This window comes from Agarivorans sp. DSG3-1, assembly GCF_046774965.1.
GTDB lineage: Bacteria > Pseudomonadota > Gammaproteobacteria > Enterobacterales > Celerinatantimonadaceae > Agarivorans.
This window is the reverse complement of sequence record NZ_CP177241.1, coordinates 1,570,818-1,585,297: the sequence shown is the minus strand read 5'-3', so window position 1 is coordinate 1,585,297 and position 14,480 is coordinate 1,570,818. Positions and strand designations below refer to the sequence as shown.

Below are 14,480 nucleotides of genomic sequence, written 5' to 3'. Positions count from 1 at the left end.
TTATGCTCCTCAGCATTACCTTCTAGATGAAGTTATTGTCGATTTGAGAACATTGTTGCATAAGCAAATTTGAAGAAAAACAACATACGTGCAACACTTCTGTGCATGAATGCACATAAGAATGATTGGAACGACATCCATATTGCTTACCAAGTGGCTAAGCTAGGCACACTTACAGCCGCAGCAGAAGCCTTGGATGTTCACCACAGCACGGTACTGCGCAGAATTAATGCCTTAGAAGAGCGGCTAGGCACCCGCTTGTTTCATCGTCATGCTCGCGGTTATCAGCCAACCGAATCTGGCATAATGCTAACTCAAGCCGCGGAAAGTACGCAAAACGACTTTAGCCGCTTGTTAGGTAAGTTAGCAGGCACCGACAACCAACTGTCGGGGACTTTGGTGCTCACCACCGTGAACAATATGGCAGATATTTTGTTGCCAATATTGGCCGAGTTTCAAGCACTGTACCCACAAATAAAACTGGAATATGCAGCCGACAGTCGTATTTTAAAACTGGAACATGGCGAAGCCCATGTAAGCATTCGTCCAGGCAAAAAACCTAAAGACCTTGATTATGTGGTGCAAAGCCTAGGGGAAATACCCGTCACTTTGTATGGCTCTAAAGACTATGTAAAACGGTACGGGAAAATTGCATCACTAGAACAGTTGGCAGGCCATAAGTTTATCTCAACCATCGAGCCTTATTCGCAAATTAGCTTTATTCATTGGCTGAATAGCCAAGTCGAACCGCAGCAAATTGCTTTGAAGGTGAATGACTTTAATGCCTTTGTTCCTGCTATAAAGGCAGGCTTTGGCGCAGCGCCTTTGTCTTGTCGCTTAGCGCAATTGCACCCAGAACTAGAACCGCTTATTTCTCCCCCTGCGCAGTGGGCGATACCTCAATGGCTCAGTACTCACGTAGACACCCACCGCACCAGTAAAGTACAGGCCTTTACTCAGTTTTTAAAGCAACGTTTTAGTACCTTAACAAACGCCAATTAGCCAGAATGTGGCGAGTACTACTGGTTACTTTCACTGGGTTGATACCGATAATGACCAGTAATTTGGTAGCTAAATAGCATGTCTTCAAGTTGAGGCCCCAAACCAATGTTGTGCACTATTTTAGGCACACCATCGGCTGATAACTGATCACTCACAATACCAATATGCGGCAAGTTACCCGGTAGCATCCAGGTGACTATATCACCGGCTTGGTAATCGCTAGCTTGCTGGCTACGCCCGAAAGACTCGCCATGGCGAGCAAAAAACACCTGTAAATTAGGTACCCGACGATGATCAATATTCCTATCGGTGCCACTCAAGCCCCAAATTCGCTGCGAGGGGTACAGGTTAAAGTGGTCGCGCATATCTTCGTGTACCAATACTTGTAAATCTGCCCCTATTGCTCGATAAGAGCGAATCACTACATCAGTGCATACGCCCAGATGCTTAGGTACGTCGCCGTTTGGGTATTCCAATGCTACATAGGAGCCATCGTAAATAACGGTATGTTCGGTACGTGCTAAAGCGGCCTCAACTAAATCTTGAGGAAAAGGCTGCCCCATAGCCTGTAGCGACACAACCACAGCCAAAACCCACCCAGCTTTTTTCATTATTTACTCTTTAAACTCGCCAAAATTAATAAACATAATAAACAATAAGCAGAAGATGGTCATTAGCCCCTTCTCAGCGAAACCGCGGCTAAACACTATTCATTGGCTGGTTGGCCTAAAATGGCCAAGCGCGTTGTTACTATTTAGTGCACGAGCAGATCTAGCTCACTCTTTAAACAATAATTCACTACACCTTAGAGGTAGCTCGCAGGCTGAATTGATGTAGATCATATTTAATTTCTAGCAACATGGTTTATGTTAAAGCTGTGTTAACAATTTTAGTAAGGGAATTAAGATGGAATTAATACAAGATCCACGTTGCTATACCAACGTATGCATAGACGGCCAATGGTTTCATTACGACCACTGCAGCACCAACGCCTACATGCTTAAAGGTGGCTCACCAGCAGGTATTGAGCTGCAAAGTATTCCCGCAACCGAAAACGAGCTAATAGAATTACTATCTAGGTAACATTTATTAAGCCAGCAACAGAAACGAGTAGAACCGCTCAATATGGCGCGTACTCAACGCTTAGCTATTTACCTGGCTACGGTTAGCTTATTTCAGCAAAAAAATTACCGCGGAATCTAGTAGACCAGTGACACGCTCAGCTTGTGTAAACCACCACGGACAAATGAACCAACAAAGCCTTTAGAACATCACATCAGTTAGCATTAAATCAACAGGGTACATCGCATAAAGCATTCCAAAAAAAGAAAGGCCTGAAATAACCAACGCGAGAATGGTAACGGAGTACGTTTTATTAAAAATAGAGCCAAAAACTAAAAAAGCCAAAGCAATAAAAGACGGCAAAAACCACCAATCACCCAACGAAAATGCTAAATCACTCCACATAGGAATACCACTGCTGTAAAAAGCTAAAAAAGCACTGCGAAACTGTTCAATAGCCTTAGTTTGCACCCATAAAATAGACGTAGCAGTTTGTAGTGAAATAAACACGATACTGAATATTATGATAGTAAGTCTCATTGGCTACCTTATGGTGAAGTTGAACGCCGAATCTTGTTTGAATGGAGTGTCTACTGAATCGGATCAACTAAATGTTCCGACTTAAATTGCTTGTTATAAGGTTTCAGGGTGCAATAGTACGCTTTCTAGATATAACTGCCACACACCCTATTGAAACTACTATATATATAAATATCTGTATAAGTACTGAAACCTCAATTGGTGTATTAGAACTTTTTGCATCATCGAATATATTTGGCTTATAGCTGAACTTGAATATTGTCGTCATTACAATTGCAATAATTGAACTTATGGCTAAAAACATTAAATTAACGACTAAGCCACCCTTTCCATATGTTGCAGTAGCACCAAACAACCACACATAACATGCAAGATTAAATACAGCGAAGAACCAAAAAGGCTATGTACCATTATGTCCAATATATTAAAGCTTTCAATATGCTCAATAACATAATAAATATCGGATAATATAAGCATTAAATATATGATCGATACAAAACTCTGAAATACCTTCATCATCAGACCTTATAGACATAATGATCCCCGGTAAAAGAGTCGACCTCCTGCGTTTATCGTGGGTTAGTCAAACTAGAGCCACACTGTTAGATGTAAAGTCTTAACAGAACAGGAGATCGACATGTCTAAATCTAGCACGTTTTTCATTGGACTAGACGTTCACAAAGAGACCACAGATGTCGCTTATTGTGTTGATAACTCGAGAGATGAGCCTGTATTTCATGGCACCATTCCCACCAATATTCGTTCTATCAACAAACTAATCAAAAAATACAAAGGCTTGGCTACTCATCTCTGCGTAGTTTATGAAGCTGGGCCCTGCGGATTTTGGCTTTATCGCCATTTAGTGAAACACGGTATTGAATGCTGGGTAGTGGCTCCCGCCCTTATCCCTAAAGCCCCCGGTGATAAGGTTAAAACCGATAGGCGCGATGCCATCGCTTTAGCGAGAATGGCACGAGCGGGATTGATTCATTCTATTCATGTGCCCAATGGTCATCCTTGTAAGGGGCGACAAGGTTGGAATGAAGCCTACCATCTAGTATCACTGTAACCGAAAGCGAGTTAATTGAATTTCTGACTAAATAGGGAAAAACTAATATTAAGTACTCTATATAAGCTCTAGCCTTAAGAATGATCTTTAACTTAGCTCCCCCTTAGAGTTGTGGCTTGTAATGTTCGTTAACTTAAGTAAAACACCCAAGAGGTGAACTTCTGTTAACTGTGCGCATATCAACCACAAAAACAAGGAGACCGACAATGAACTTAAACCACTGAAATATTTATACTTTAGTATTCAAAGAAAAAGCTGATAAGCAATCTCCTCTTTTCTTCCTCTCATATTAACTATAAGTAGCAATCCCGACTATTTACCTCTTAAAACAAAGCTAGAGCCATAAGTTTGAGAGTTTTTCTAAGCACTATAAATTTATACTAACCAAACAATTATATTGAATATCGTGCTAAAAAGTACTGTAAAAAAGTAAATACTCAAGATTTAGTTACAACGCTTACAGAAAAGTAAGGATAACGTTAATTTATCCATATAATTCAAATAGATGAAGAAAACCCTATAGAATATACACAAGCGCTGTTATTATATAAGTCAATAATATCTATCCCCTCTAAAACTAAACATTAAAGGATTAATAATTAGTGATTAAATTAACTAAAGCTTCTCTGGCTCTATCTATGCTTTTCGCGAGCACTGCAAATGCAACAGGTGGAGCCTACATAGGCGTGGATTTCGCGTTTGCAAATGATACTGAATTACAATTTGATGGTATTTCAATTAGTGACAGTAATGATCCTGGGATTAACTTAGTTGGCGGCTACGCTTTCGCTCCTTCGGAAAACTTTAAGATTGGCGTAGAAGCTGAATTTCGCACGATGGGGGATGTTACCTATCTAGGCGTCCTAAAAAGCTCAGGTAGTGCGTTTTATTTAAACGCTAAGCCTATGTTCTTCTTTAACAAAAACATTTATATCGCTGGCCTTTTAGGCATGGGACAAATGGAGCTTGAAGTAAAAGACATAGAATCTGGTGTTAGTGCATCTGAGTCAGATACTAGTTTTCAAATTGGCGCAGAAGGCGGCTACGTATTTGATAATGGTCTTGGACTAAATGTAGGTTACAGAAGTGCAAGTGCCGATATCGATGGAATAGAAGTCACAACAAACGGCTTTTTCGCTGGCTTACGTTATAACTTCTAAGTGAATACTATTGAAAGGCTATAGGTCAGGCAATTAGCACTCTTTTCAAAAAAATGGACCTAAACGGTCCATTTTTTTCTTTCTAAGCCTATCTAATTAATTGGGAGTAAAGTTAAACTTCTGCCCGCCAATACTAGCTTCGTACATTAAGCCGCCTTTAGCTAAAGTAAATACTGCATAGCCACTCACGTAGTGAGCTTTTGCTTGAGTACTGCCCGCTGCGGCACCTGCGCCTGATGTACCCGCTTGAGCAGACGCACCAACCGTTAAGGCCACCGCACTGGCTTGCGCGCCAAATTCAAAGCTGCCACTGGTAAATTCGTCGTAAGCACGTTTGTCTTGAAGGAAGATGATTTGGCTAAATGCTTGGCCACCGAGCTGGAAACCTAAGGTGACTTGCCCCATATTCACACTACCCGTTGGCATGCCACCGAGGTAAACATTCCCCTCTCCGTATGCGCCGCCAATACCAATTCCACCTTTACCAATGGCAGGAAACACCGCATAACCATAGGCATTGTTAAAAAAGGGGGTGGTTCTATCAGATTTTTTAAACTGTTGTATTGTTGTCTGATAATCATCAGCCACCGCTTGAAAGCTTAACGCTAATACACCAATACACAGTGCCAACCATTTCTTCATAAATAAACGTCCCTAGATGTGGAGTAAGGTGCAAGCAGCATACACGATGTATATGAAAATCGGTACGCTGCGCAAAAATACTTCTAAGGGACTGTAAACTTAGGCCTTTGGTTGATATACGTGATAACGCGTTTGATAGCGGTAGGTTTCGCCAGGTTCTAGCCAGCAACTTTGGTGCGGCCAATCTGGGCGATTAGGTGAATCTGGTAAGAACTGAGTTTCTAACGCTACGCCGCTATGCGCTTGATAAGTTTCTCCGTTAAACCCTGGATTACCGGTTAAGAAGTTGCCGGTATAAAGCTGAATAGCCGGTTTGTTGGTATACACCTCCATGGCTAATGAGGCATCGTCGGCCACGATTCGCGCCACAGCCTCTCCACTCTCTATTACAGATTTTTGCAATAAGTAGCTGTGGTCATACCCGCCGACTAATTGTTGGTCGGCGTCTTTTTTCAAATCATCGGCAATGGCTTTAGCCTGCCTAAAATCAAAGCCTGTATCACTCACCTCTTTTAATCCGTCTACCGGAATACCATCTTCTGCTACCGGTAAGTATTGGTCGGCGGCAATGTATAGTTGATGCTGCAAAATAGTAGAACTCGCGGCATTCAAGTTAAAGTAACTGTGGTCAGTTAGGTTCACTGGGCAGGCTTTATCTACTGTTGCCGAGTAGTCCAACACTAATTGATTATCTTCATCTAGGGTGTAATCTAGCTGCGCTTGCATGTTGCCCGGAAAACCACATTCGCCGTCTGGCGAGATAATGGTAAAGCGAACTTTGTTGTCGGCTAGTTGTTCGCCATGCCAGTCTCGGTGACTAAAGTCACTGGCGCCATGCAGTTGGTGTTCACCTTGGTTAGCTTTTAAAGCAATGCCTTTGCCTTGATACTCGATATGCGCTTGTTTAATACGGTTAGCATAACGGCCAACGGTAGCGCCCAAAAATGCGTTTTGTTTTAGGTAATCGTCAAAGCTGTCGCAACCCAGAACTACTTCTCGTAACTCGCCGCTGCTCATTTTAATCTTTAAGCTGGCCAAGGTTGCCCCCCAAGCCAGTAGCGTTGCTTCACTGCCTTGTTTATTTTTTAAGGTAAACGTTTGCACTTCGGGGTTGGATTTAGCGAACGACATTTACAGCTCCTAGATAAATAATAATAGGGGGTAGGTTAAGTCTTTACGCTTGGCATAAACTAAAGCCAAGGCCAGCGGGGCTTACAGAGTACTTAACCTAGATGATTACACGATAATATATTTACCAAACAAATCTACCTAAGCATAAAAAACATAATGCGCTTAACAAGAAATTTGTGAGGCTTATCGCCTTATCCTAGCCTTAAGCAAGCGGTGTTTCATCACTTACACGCCAGCGTTATACTGTGTTTGGCGCAAACCATAAGGATTAGCTTTGTCATACTCGTTGCTTCACACAGGTGTTATTGGAATAACCACATTGCTGCTCACTGCATGCTCTACTGGGTATCATGGCTCTTACGCCGAACGCAGTTTTTATCAAGGGGATGCCAGTAGCCTTAACTATATTGGGCCAGCAAGTGGCGAACACTGCCAAACTCATGCTTTATACCTTCTCCCATTAAAACAAAGCCCTTCTACTCAGCTGGCACTGCAGCAAGCTAAACAGTCACAAGCGGCCACTGTAATGCTAAGCGATGTAAGCATTAGTGATACGACTAAATGGCGAGTAGGTTATGCGATACAGTGCATTACTGTTGAGGCCGATGCTTACGGTAAATAGGCTTACATTTACCGATGATTAGTGCAGCTTTAGCCACAAAGGGCTGTGCTCGCTTGGAGTGTCTGGGTGCAGATAAGGGTTGTCGAGCTTAATCACTGTTCGTGTAAGTAGCTGTTTGGCTAAGTCATCGTAATGATAGCGCGCAAACAACTCGTCAAAGCTGCCATCACTAATGGCAATCCACAATCCTTGCTCAATTCGGGCGGCTAAGTCGAGATTATTGCTATTAACAAAGAAATAGATCGGGGCGCGGTAGCTAATAGCCAAATGAGGCTCGGCAACAAAATCTTCTTTAGGGTGCTGCTTTAATTCGGCAAAGATTTCATTAATGCCACGGGGGAAATAATCAAAGCGCTGCCGCTGTAACATGCCAAATAAGCCCTCGTAACTCATGCCCTCGACCACCGAAATTTGGTTGGCTTCGAGTATTTTATTATCAGGCCAGCCTTTACCTTGCCCCGCAGTAAAGGCCTGTAAATCTTGCAGAGTATTAATATGAGCAAAACGGCCAAGATCTTCTCGCCGTATCATTAACAAGCGCTGTCCTAATAAACCTTTTAACAAAGGAATACGTATCGGTAGGTAGTTGGCTTCGCGCTCGCTAGAACTCATGGTCCACACCACGTCTATATCTTGGCTTTTAGATAATTGCTGTAAAGCGCGGTTTTGGCTCATTTTTACATTGCTACTCTCTAAGCGAAATGGACCTAGATCTGTTTTCGTTTTACTTAAACTCAGTGAGAGTAGATCAATGAAATAAGCGTTGCGGGTATCTTTGTCACTTTGCGGGGCAACATGCTGAACCACCAGCGTATTTAGCTCAGCAGCAGTAGACGCTGAACAAAAGGCAATAAACAGTAAAGAGGTGGCTAATAAGTGCTTCATATTAAATAAATTACTCAGTCATCAGACTTTAAGTGTACAAAATATCTACGCTCTTCAATAGCGCTCAACTCTAAAGTTCTCACAATAAATTGATCAGTCTGTAAATAATTCACACATTACTACTATGGATAAATATAGCGGCGATTGAGCACATCGTTTAGCCAGCGGTATAGCAAAGGTAAAAAAGCCAAATCCAGACTTGCTTACCTCAGAATACGGACAAACTGCAGATACAAACATGCCCGTCATTTCTAACAAGGCTTTGAATGTGGTCGGTGATGAGCAAGGTTAAGAGGGAACTCCCGACTCTAGGTAGAGAAATTACCCAAACCCTAAGCCTGCTCAATGAGCAGGCTTATTTAATGCGGTCGGTGATGAGCAAGGTTAAAAGGCGAACTCCCTGCTTTCTCACCTCAAAACATGGACACAATGCCGATACAAAAAAGCCTCGTTATTTCTGACGAGGCTTTGAATGTGGTCGGTGATGAACAAGGTTAAGAGGAAACTCCCGACTCTAGGTAGAGAAATTACCCAAACCCTAGAAAGCAAAAAGCCTGCTCAATGAGCAGGCTTTTTTAAGGTGGTCGGTGATGAGAGATTCGAACTCCCGACCCTCTGGTCCCAAACCAGATGCGCTACCAAGCTGCGCTAATCACCGATTTCTTAGTATTTATAGAGGCTAACCCTCTGGTCCCACTCTTTATGAGCTTCGCGACGATGCGCTACCAAGCTGCGCTAATCACCGATTTCTTAGTGTTTATAGAGGCTACCCTCTGGTCCCACTCTTTATGAGCTTCGCGCTGATGCGTTACTAAAAACACTATCACCGATTAAGTTACTTTTGGATAAATCCAGTGCCTAACTTTAGCGCTTTAGATTAACGAATTTCGCTAACCTGAATATGGGGTGAGTAATGGGGCTTGAACCCACGACAACCGGAATCACAATCCGGGGCTCTACCAACTGAGCTATACCCACCATAGAGTTTTCAAGCGTTTCCGAAGTAATGGCGCACCCGACAGGAGTCGAACCTGTGACCTTCGCCTCCGGAGGGCGACGCTCTATCCAGCTGAGCTACGGGTGCTCAACGCTGGAGGAGCCGTATATTAGGGTTTTCGCCCCCTTCTGTAAAGACATTTTATAAAAAAAAATGTATTTGCTGGCTTTTCTTACAAGTGCTGAAAAAGCCGCCAGATTTATGCCCCCATTAGTACTTTTTATCGCCAGCTACACGATTACGCGATGGGACTAAAGCCCGCATAAGCCACGCCACTAAGATGCGCCATTTCTCGATGCCACGTTGCCAAATCCTTTTTACTGAACTGATTTAAATGCTCATGACCACACGCTCTGGCCATCACCGTCATTAATGCCACCGAGGCATCAAAAAAGTTAGCCAATTGTTGAGCCGATTTATCAACGTTCAAACGTTGGCGCAAGTCGGCATTTTGAGTAGCAATGCCTGCCGGACAGTTATTGGTATTGCATATTCGAGCCGCAACACAACCAATCGCCTGCATCGCGCTGTTAGAAATCGCAATACCATCAGCGCCCAAAGCCATGGCTTTGACAAAGTCCATTGGCAAACGTAAACCGCCGGTAATAATGAGCGTAACTCTGCCGCTTGCACCTTGCTGATCTAAGTAACGGCGTGCCCTAGCCAAAGCTGGAATAGTGGGTACGCTAATGTGGTCTCTAAATATTTCTGGGGCTGCGCCCGTGCCACCGCCACGCCCATCGAGAATGATGTAATCGGCACTAGCATCTAAAGCAAACTGAATATCACGCTCAATATGATTAGCACTTAACTTAAAGCCAACTGGAATACCGCCGCTCATCTCGCGCACGCGATCTGCGAAATGCTTAAAATCACTCACGCTGTGCAAATCTTGAAATGTAGGCGGCGAAATCGCCGATACACCTTCTGGAATGCCCCTTACCAAGGAAATTTTACCTTGGTTTTTATTACCCGGAAGATGTCCACCAGTGCCTGTTTTCGCCCCTTGCCCCCCTTTAAAATGAAAAGCTTGCACTGCTGCTAGTAAAGACTCTTTATAGCCAAACTTGGCACTGGCTAATTCGTAAAAATAACGTGAGTTTTGTTGCTGCTCTTCAGCCAACATACCACCTTCGCCAGAACATATCCCAGTACCGGCTATTTCAGCTCCCTTGGCCAAAGCAATTTTGGCTTCTTCAGATAACGCACCAAAGCTCATATCGGACACAAATAAGGGGATATCTAAGCGCAGCGGCTTTTTGGCCTCTGGACCAATAATCAACTCCGTAGAAACAGGATGGTCTTCTAACAAAGGTTTGGTGGCCATTTGCGCCACCATAATTTGAATATCGTCCCAATGCGGTAACAAATGCCTCGGTACTCCCATCGAGGTCATGGCGCCGTGATGCCCAAGTTGGGATAAACCCTCGCGAGCTAACTGGTGAATAAACGCCACGGTAGGTTCTTCTGTTGTAGGAGTTGCACTAGGCGCAACATTAACCGCGCTAGCTTGCGGAGCTTCTTTGCCGATTTGCTCACTGCTTATTTGCTTGTGGCTACCGTCGCAAAACGGGCTATTAGCGGTGGTTTTACAGGCACATAAGTAGGCGTCACCGGATTGTTCTGCCTTAAAAGCTTTAGGGCTTAAGCCTGTACCGGCATGGCTGCCATCGCAAAAAGGCTGGGCTTTAGAACGACCACAACTGCAAAAGTAATATTGGTCACCTTTTACTAAATTTACCTTTTTAGGTTTGTTATCGGCAATAATTGCTTTGCTCATACACACTCCTTACGCTAACTTGCCTAGGCTAATTTACGCTGCCTTGCATTCAATCAGCTTAGTCGCTTTTGGCTGGCATGAGGGCTTAGTTACTTAGTCGCTGGCGCTTTGACCTTACTTTTAAAACTAAAAGCATGTTCAGATTCACCATGCTCTCGCAAGTGCTCTAGTCGCGCTAACGCTTCCTCTATCGTTGGCCGATACCCCGATTCAACCCACCACAATACATAGGTCGCCAGCGGTGATTTATCAAACCACTCACTGCGGCGGCGCATAAAATCAACATGATGAGTCTTAAACATAAATGCCTGTAAACTGGCTACCGACTGCCATACCGACATATTCACAATGATTCTGGGATTGCTAAAAGCCTGTATCTCGGTCGCGTTGCCGGTCTCGTCTTTTAATCGCCATATAAACCCCTCGCTGGCTTCGGCCAGAGCATTAATCGGTTCAAGATTGTCTACGAACTCTTTCAAGCGAGGAGAACCCAATTCATCTTTAGCAGTGGCAATATTAAGCTGAGCTAGATGCATGTTTTTATCCTGTTGTATGTTAAAGAACTAAGCGCATTGGAACATCAATAATCCCTTTGGTTTCACGGCGTTCTTGTTCAGCCACAAAACCCCATGCCTGATAAATCACCTTCGCGTTAAGCGATGCGTTTACCGTAAACTCACCACAATTACCATTGGCTAAGCAAGACGCTTTAGCTTGCTGCCACAAGCGCGACGCTAATCCTTGCCCTTGAACGCTTTCGGCGACAAACAGATGATACAAATGCTGATTATCTCGCGTAGCCACCACCCCCACCAGCTCAGTATTATTTTCTAATGTTTGCTCAGCAAGGTGATAACGAAAGCCTTGTTGAAGATAAGAGCGAACCGCCTGTTCGCTCATGGCATCTAGCAAGCGAGCGGCGCCAGCCGGGCTAAAGTCCTCAACCAAAAAGCGCCGAGTAAGTTGACTGACTAAAACACTAATGGCCGCAGCATCATCAAGCTCAGCCAAGCGAACGGTGAAGCCTTTATCCATCTAGTATCCTTAAGATTAACCGCAGCTTAAACCAACTAAAGCCTTAAGCTTTGTACAATCAGTTAAGCATATACCTTAATTCGCAGTTTTCCTCTTGCCTGCTTAGGTAATCCGAATATGATGGTTGCACTTTCACTCCTTAGCTTTACCCAGCGTTTAGAACACAAGTGGCTGCTCATGCTCAGTAAAAATATTACTCAACAATTTTGGCGTTATTCCATCCCCTCTGTGGTCGCAATGATCGTGAGTGGCATTTACTTGATTATAGATGGAATATTTATTGGCCAAATATTGGGTGCCGAAGGCTTGGCAGCGATTAACTTGGTGTGGCCAATTATTTTCTTAGTCACCGGCTTAGGTTTAATGGTAGGGGTGGGGGCAGGAGCACTCATTTCGATTGCCAGCGGCGAGGGAGACAAGCAACGCGTACAAAGCTTGTTTAACCATGCCTTATTACTAATGGTGTTAATGGCGCTCATATTCAGCGCTATTTTAGCCTTACTGGGGGCCAACCCAATTACCTGGCAAGGCGCCAGCGGTAATATTCAGCAATTGGCAGAAAGCTACTTAGGCATACTGGGCAACGGTGCATTAGTGGTGCTGTTTAGCTGCGCACTGCCTATTTTGATCCGTAACGACAACTCGCCCAATTTTGCCACCATTTTGATGGTAATAGGCGCATTAGCCAATATCGGCCTCGACTACTTATTCATTGTAAAATGGAACTGGGAACTAGCGGGCGCCGCCTACGCAACTTTGGGTGCACAAGCCATTGTGATGCTGTTAGCCCTCGTTTATTTTGGCTCACGCTATAGCAACTTACATTTTCAGTTTAGTGGTTTTAGGCTAAATACCCGCTACTTGGCGAACATTTCTAATTTGGGCTTAAGTAGCTTTTTCACCACCGTTTATACCGCTTTTATTACGCTGATTCATAACTACCTCTTTTTACGCTACGGCAGCATAACCGAAACTGGCGCTTACGCGATTGTGCTTTATCTGAGTGTGATTTATTACTTTATCGCTGAAGGTTTTGCCAACGGTATGCAGCCGCTAATCTCTTATAACTATGGTGCCAAGCGTTATGACAACGTACTTAAAGTAATGGCCTTGGGGTTTAGCATTATTTTGGGTACTGGGGTGGCAGCCGTACTACTGATGAATGGATTTAGCGAGTTTAGCGTGGGAGTGTTTAATAACGATGACCCAGCTCTGCTAGACGCCACCGTAAGCGGCATTCGCTTGCATCTTTGGGCTATGCCCTTAGATGGCTTAGTATTTACCGGTGCAGTGGTGTTTCAGTCAATCAACCGGGCCAGCCGTGCCACCTTTATTTCGCTTGGCAACATGGCTATTCAACTGCCCTTTATATTGGTTTTACCATTCCTGTTTGGAGTAAAAGGAATTTGGCTGGTGATGCCCTTATCTACGGTGTTGCTCAGCCTGTTAGTTGCATGGTGGCTGGTAAAACTGGTGCAACAGTTTAAGGCTGAACTCGCTTTAAAACAGGCCTGAGAAAGACATAAAAAAAGCCGAGCATCAGCTCGACTTTTAAAGATAAGTCATCAGCCTATGGTAAGGCCTGACCACGCGAAGTGACGTAAAGTTGGTACCACTGCTCGCGGCTTAGCTCAACTTTAGTAGCATCTGCACAGGCGCGAATGCGATCAACATTAACACTACCAATCACCGGCTGAATACCCGCTGGGTGGCGTATTAACCACGCCAATACAATGGCCTCAGGAGAGGTAGAGTACTGGTCTGCATACTGGCGAACTAACTGCGCGGTATCGCGCTGTTGTTGATTTGTGTTAGATAGGTCGGCACCACTAAATAAACCACGCGCTAAACTGCCCCAAGCTTGAATTTGCACCTTATTCATCGCGCAATATTCTAGGGTGCCCGCAGCAAAACTATGCCCTTTCACTTGCTCGTCGTTCACTGCAATGTTGTGATTTAACCAATCAAGCTTAGACAAGCTCATTTCTAGTTGGTTAGCCACCAGCGGGAAGCTGAGTACTGATTGCAAATGTGCAATTTGAGCACCGCTCATGTTAGACACACCAAAATGCTGTACTTTGCCGCTGTCTTTAAGCGCTTGTAATACTTCGGCTACTTCATCCATTTCAGCTAGCGGATCAGGGCGATGTAGCATCATCACATCAATGCTGTCACTTTGCAGGCGACGTAACGAGTCTTCAACACTTTGACGAATATAATCTGCCGACCAATCGTAGCGACCACACCACTGATCATCACCAAAGCGAATCGCACATTTGGTTTGCAAAATAATTTGCTCACGTAACTCTGGGCGCTGCGCCAATACCTGACCAAATACCTGCTCGGCTTTACCCATGGTGTAAATGTCGGCGTGGTCGAAATAGTTAATGCCAATCTCTAAAGCAGCATCAATTGCCGCGTTCGCTTGATTTACATGGTCTTGGTTTACTGGAGAGTTGTCCCAGTTACCGCCTAAGCCCATACAGCCATAAACGAGGCGGCTCGCCTTAGGTAAAACTAAATTAATTGGAGATGCAGCCATTTGTCGCATGCCT

General features: G+C 44.1%; 15 protein-coding genes and 3 tRNA genes. 6 read left to right on the top strand and 12 right to left on the bottom strand.

The window, feature by feature from the left end:
* Window positions 1-105: 105 nt before the first annotated feature.
* Window positions 106-1,002 carry a LysR family transcriptional regulator gene (locus tag ACLD71_RS07435; RefSeq protein WP_411993891.1) on the top strand — a complete coding sequence of 299 codons (897 nt, stop codon included), beginning with the start codon at window positions 106-108 and terminating at the stop codon, window positions 1,000-1,002.
* Between the two features lie 17 nt (window positions 1,003-1,019).
* Here the strand turns inward: ACLD71_RS07435 and ACLD71_RS07430 are convergent, their stop codons facing one another.
* Window positions 1,020-1,613 carry a DUF1287 domain-containing protein gene (locus ACLD71_RS07430; RefSeq protein WP_411993890.1) on the bottom strand — a complete coding sequence of 198 codons (594 nt, stop codon included), beginning with the start codon at window positions 1,611-1,613 and terminating at the stop codon, window positions 1,020-1,022.
* A 295-nt stretch (window positions 1,614-1,908) separates the two neighbouring features.
* Between ACLD71_RS07430 and ACLD71_RS07425 the strand changes: the two genes are divergently transcribed.
* Entirely contained in the window at window positions 1,909-2,085 is a 177-nt protein-coding gene (locus ACLD71_RS07425; protein ID WP_303516336.1) for a hypothetical protein, read from the top strand.
* A gap of 180 nt (window positions 2,086-2,265) precedes the next feature.
* Here the strand turns inward: ACLD71_RS07425 and ACLD71_RS07420 are convergent, their stop codons facing one another.
* A complete protein-coding gene (locus ACLD71_RS07420) occupies window positions 2,266-2,604 on the bottom strand; it encodes a hypothetical protein (RefSeq protein ID WP_303516337.1) in 339 nt (112 codons plus the stop codon).
* 637 nt (window positions 2,605-3,241) lie between these two features.
* On the opposite strand from ACLD71_RS07420, the gene ACLD71_RS07415 reads away from it, so the two are divergent.
* Both ACLD71_RS07415 and ACLD71_RS07410 read left to right on the top strand, forming a co-directional pair.
* Window positions 3,242-3,673, top strand: a complete 432-nt coding sequence (locus ACLD71_RS07415) for an IS110 family transposase (RefSeq protein ID WP_411993888.1) — start codon at window positions 3,242-3,244, stop codon at window positions 3,671-3,673.
* A gap of 602 nt (window positions 3,674-4,275) precedes the next feature.
* On the top strand, window positions 4,276-4,833 hold the full coding sequence (locus ACLD71_RS07410; protein WP_411993886.1) for a porin family protein: 558 nt from the start codon (window positions 4,276-4,278) through the stop codon (window positions 4,831-4,833).
* Between the two features lie 96 nt (window positions 4,834-4,929).
* On the opposite strand, the gene ACLD71_RS07405 is transcribed toward ACLD71_RS07410, so the two are convergent.
* Both ACLD71_RS07405 and galM read right to left on the bottom strand, forming a co-directional pair.
* On the bottom strand, window positions 4,930-5,475 hold the full coding sequence (locus tag ACLD71_RS07405; RefSeq protein WP_411993885.1) for a YSC84-related protein: 546 nt from the start codon (window positions 5,473-5,475) through the stop codon (window positions 4,930-4,932).
* 99 nt (window positions 5,476-5,574) lie between these two features.
* Window positions 5,575-6,606 (bottom strand): galactose-1-epimerase, encoded by a 1,032-nt coding sequence (gene galM / locus ACLD71_RS07400; RefSeq protein ID WP_411993883.1) that lies wholly within the window; start codon window positions 6,604-6,606, stop codon window positions 5,575-5,577.
* Window positions 6,607-6,880: 274 nt separating this feature from the next.
* Between galM and ACLD71_RS07395 the strand changes: the two genes are divergently transcribed.
* The gene (locus ACLD71_RS07395; protein WP_303516800.1) at window positions 6,881-7,228 is read left to right on the top strand and encodes a hypothetical protein; all 348 of its coding nucleotides are present in this window, start codon (window positions 6,881-6,883) and stop codon (window positions 7,226-7,228) included.
* A gap of 18 nt (window positions 7,229-7,246) precedes the next feature.
* On the opposite strand, the gene ACLD71_RS07390 is transcribed toward ACLD71_RS07395, so the two are convergent.
* The 7 genes from ACLD71_RS07390 to ACLD71_RS07360 all read right to left on the bottom strand — a co-directional run bounded on the left by ACLD71_RS07390 (window position 7,247) and on the right by ACLD71_RS07360 (window position 11,925).
* Window positions 7,247-8,113 carry a substrate-binding periplasmic protein gene (locus ACLD71_RS07390; RefSeq protein WP_137672367.1) on the bottom strand — a complete coding sequence of 289 codons (867 nt, stop codon included), beginning with the start codon at window positions 8,111-8,113 and terminating at the stop codon, window positions 7,247-7,249.
* Window positions 8,114-8,694: 581 nt separating this feature from the next.
* A tRNA-Pro gene (locus ACLD71_RS07385) sits at window positions 8,695-8,771 on the bottom strand.
* 244 nt (window positions 8,772-9,015) lie between these two features.
* Window positions 9,016-9,091, bottom strand: a tRNA-His gene (locus ACLD71_RS07380).
* A gap of 29 nt (window positions 9,092-9,120) precedes the next feature.
* Window positions 9,121-9,197 (bottom strand) — tRNA-Arg (locus tag ACLD71_RS07375).
* A gap of 151 nt (window positions 9,198-9,348) precedes the next feature.
* Window positions 9,349-10,890 (bottom strand): glutamate synthase-related protein, encoded by a 1,542-nt coding sequence (locus ACLD71_RS07370; protein WP_137672368.1) that lies wholly within the window; start codon window positions 10,888-10,890, stop codon window positions 9,349-9,351.
* An 89-nt stretch (window positions 10,891-10,979) separates the two neighbouring features.
* The gene (locus ACLD71_RS07365) at window positions 10,980-11,426 is read right to left on the bottom strand and encodes a DUF3291 domain-containing protein (protein ID WP_411993881.1); all 447 of its coding nucleotides are present in this window, start codon (window positions 11,424-11,426) and stop codon (window positions 10,980-10,982) included.
* 19 nt (window positions 11,427-11,445) lie between these two features.
* A complete protein-coding gene (locus ACLD71_RS07360; protein ID WP_137672370.1) occupies window positions 11,446-11,925 on the bottom strand; it encodes a GNAT family N-acetyltransferase in 480 nt (159 codons plus the stop codon).
* Window positions 11,926-12,042: 117 nt separating this feature from the next.
* Between ACLD71_RS07360 and ACLD71_RS07355 the strand changes: the two genes are divergently transcribed.
* Window positions 12,043-13,440: an MATE family efflux transporter gene (locus ACLD71_RS07355; RefSeq protein WP_137672371.1), complete on the top strand. Its 1,398-nt coding sequence runs from the start codon at window positions 12,043-12,045 to the stop codon at window positions 13,438-13,440.
* A gap of 55 nt (window positions 13,441-13,495) precedes the next feature.
* On the opposite strand, the gene ACLD71_RS07350 is transcribed toward ACLD71_RS07355, so the two are convergent.
* Window positions 13,496-14,467 carry an aldo/keto reductase gene (locus tag ACLD71_RS07350; RefSeq protein WP_411993879.1) on the bottom strand — a complete coding sequence of 324 codons (972 nt, stop codon included), beginning with the start codon at window positions 14,465-14,467 and terminating at the stop codon, window positions 13,496-13,498.
* Window positions 14,468-14,480: the final 13 nt, after the last annotated feature.

Coding starts and splice junctions, on each gene's coding strand:
- galM (WP_411993883.1), bottom strand. CDS start 6,606: ATGTCGTTCGCTAAATCCAACCCCGAAGTGCAAACGTTTACCTTAAAA.
- ACLD71_RS07360 (WP_137672370.1), bottom strand. CDS start 11,925: ATGGATAAAGGCTTCACCGTTCGCTTGGCTGAGCTTGATGATGCTGCG.
- ACLD71_RS07365 (WP_411993881.1), bottom strand. CDS start 11,426: ATGCATCTAGCTCAGCTTAATATTGCCACTGCTAAAGATGAATTGGGT.
- ACLD71_RS07425 (WP_303516336.1), top strand. CDS start 1,909: ATGGAATTAATACAAGATCCACGTTGCTATACCAACGTATGCATAGAC.
- ACLD71_RS07355 (WP_137672371.1), top strand. CDS start 12,043: ATGATGGTTGCACTTTCACTCCTTAGCTTTACCCAGCGTTTAGAACAC.
- ACLD71_RS07415 (WP_411993888.1), top strand. CDS start 3,242: ATGTCTAAATCTAGCACGTTTTTCATTGGACTAGACGTTCACAAAGAG.
- ACLD71_RS07390 (WP_137672367.1), bottom strand. CDS start 8,113: ATGAAGCACTTATTAGCCACCTCTTTACTGTTTATTGCCTTTTGTTCA.
- ACLD71_RS07370 (WP_137672368.1), bottom strand. CDS start 10,890: ATGAGCAAAGCAATTATTGCCGATAACAAACCTAAAAAGGTAAATTTA.
- ACLD71_RS07350 (WP_411993879.1), bottom strand. CDS start 14,467: ATGGCTGCATCTCCAATTAATTTAGTTTTACCTAAGGCGAGCCGCCTC.
- ACLD71_RS07435 (WP_411993891.1), top strand. CDS start 106: ATGAATGCACATAAGAATGATTGGAACGACATCCATATTGCTTACCAA.
- ACLD71_RS07405 (WP_411993885.1), bottom strand. CDS start 5,475: ATGAAGAAATGGTTGGCACTGTGTATTGGTGTATTAGCGTTAAGCTTT.
- ACLD71_RS07420 (WP_303516337.1), bottom strand. CDS start 2,604: ATGAGACTTACTATCATAATATTCAGTATCGTGTTTATTTCACTACAA.
- ACLD71_RS07430 (WP_411993890.1), bottom strand. CDS start 1,613: ATGAAAAAAGCTGGGTGGGTTTTGGCTGTGGTTGTGTCGCTACAGGCT.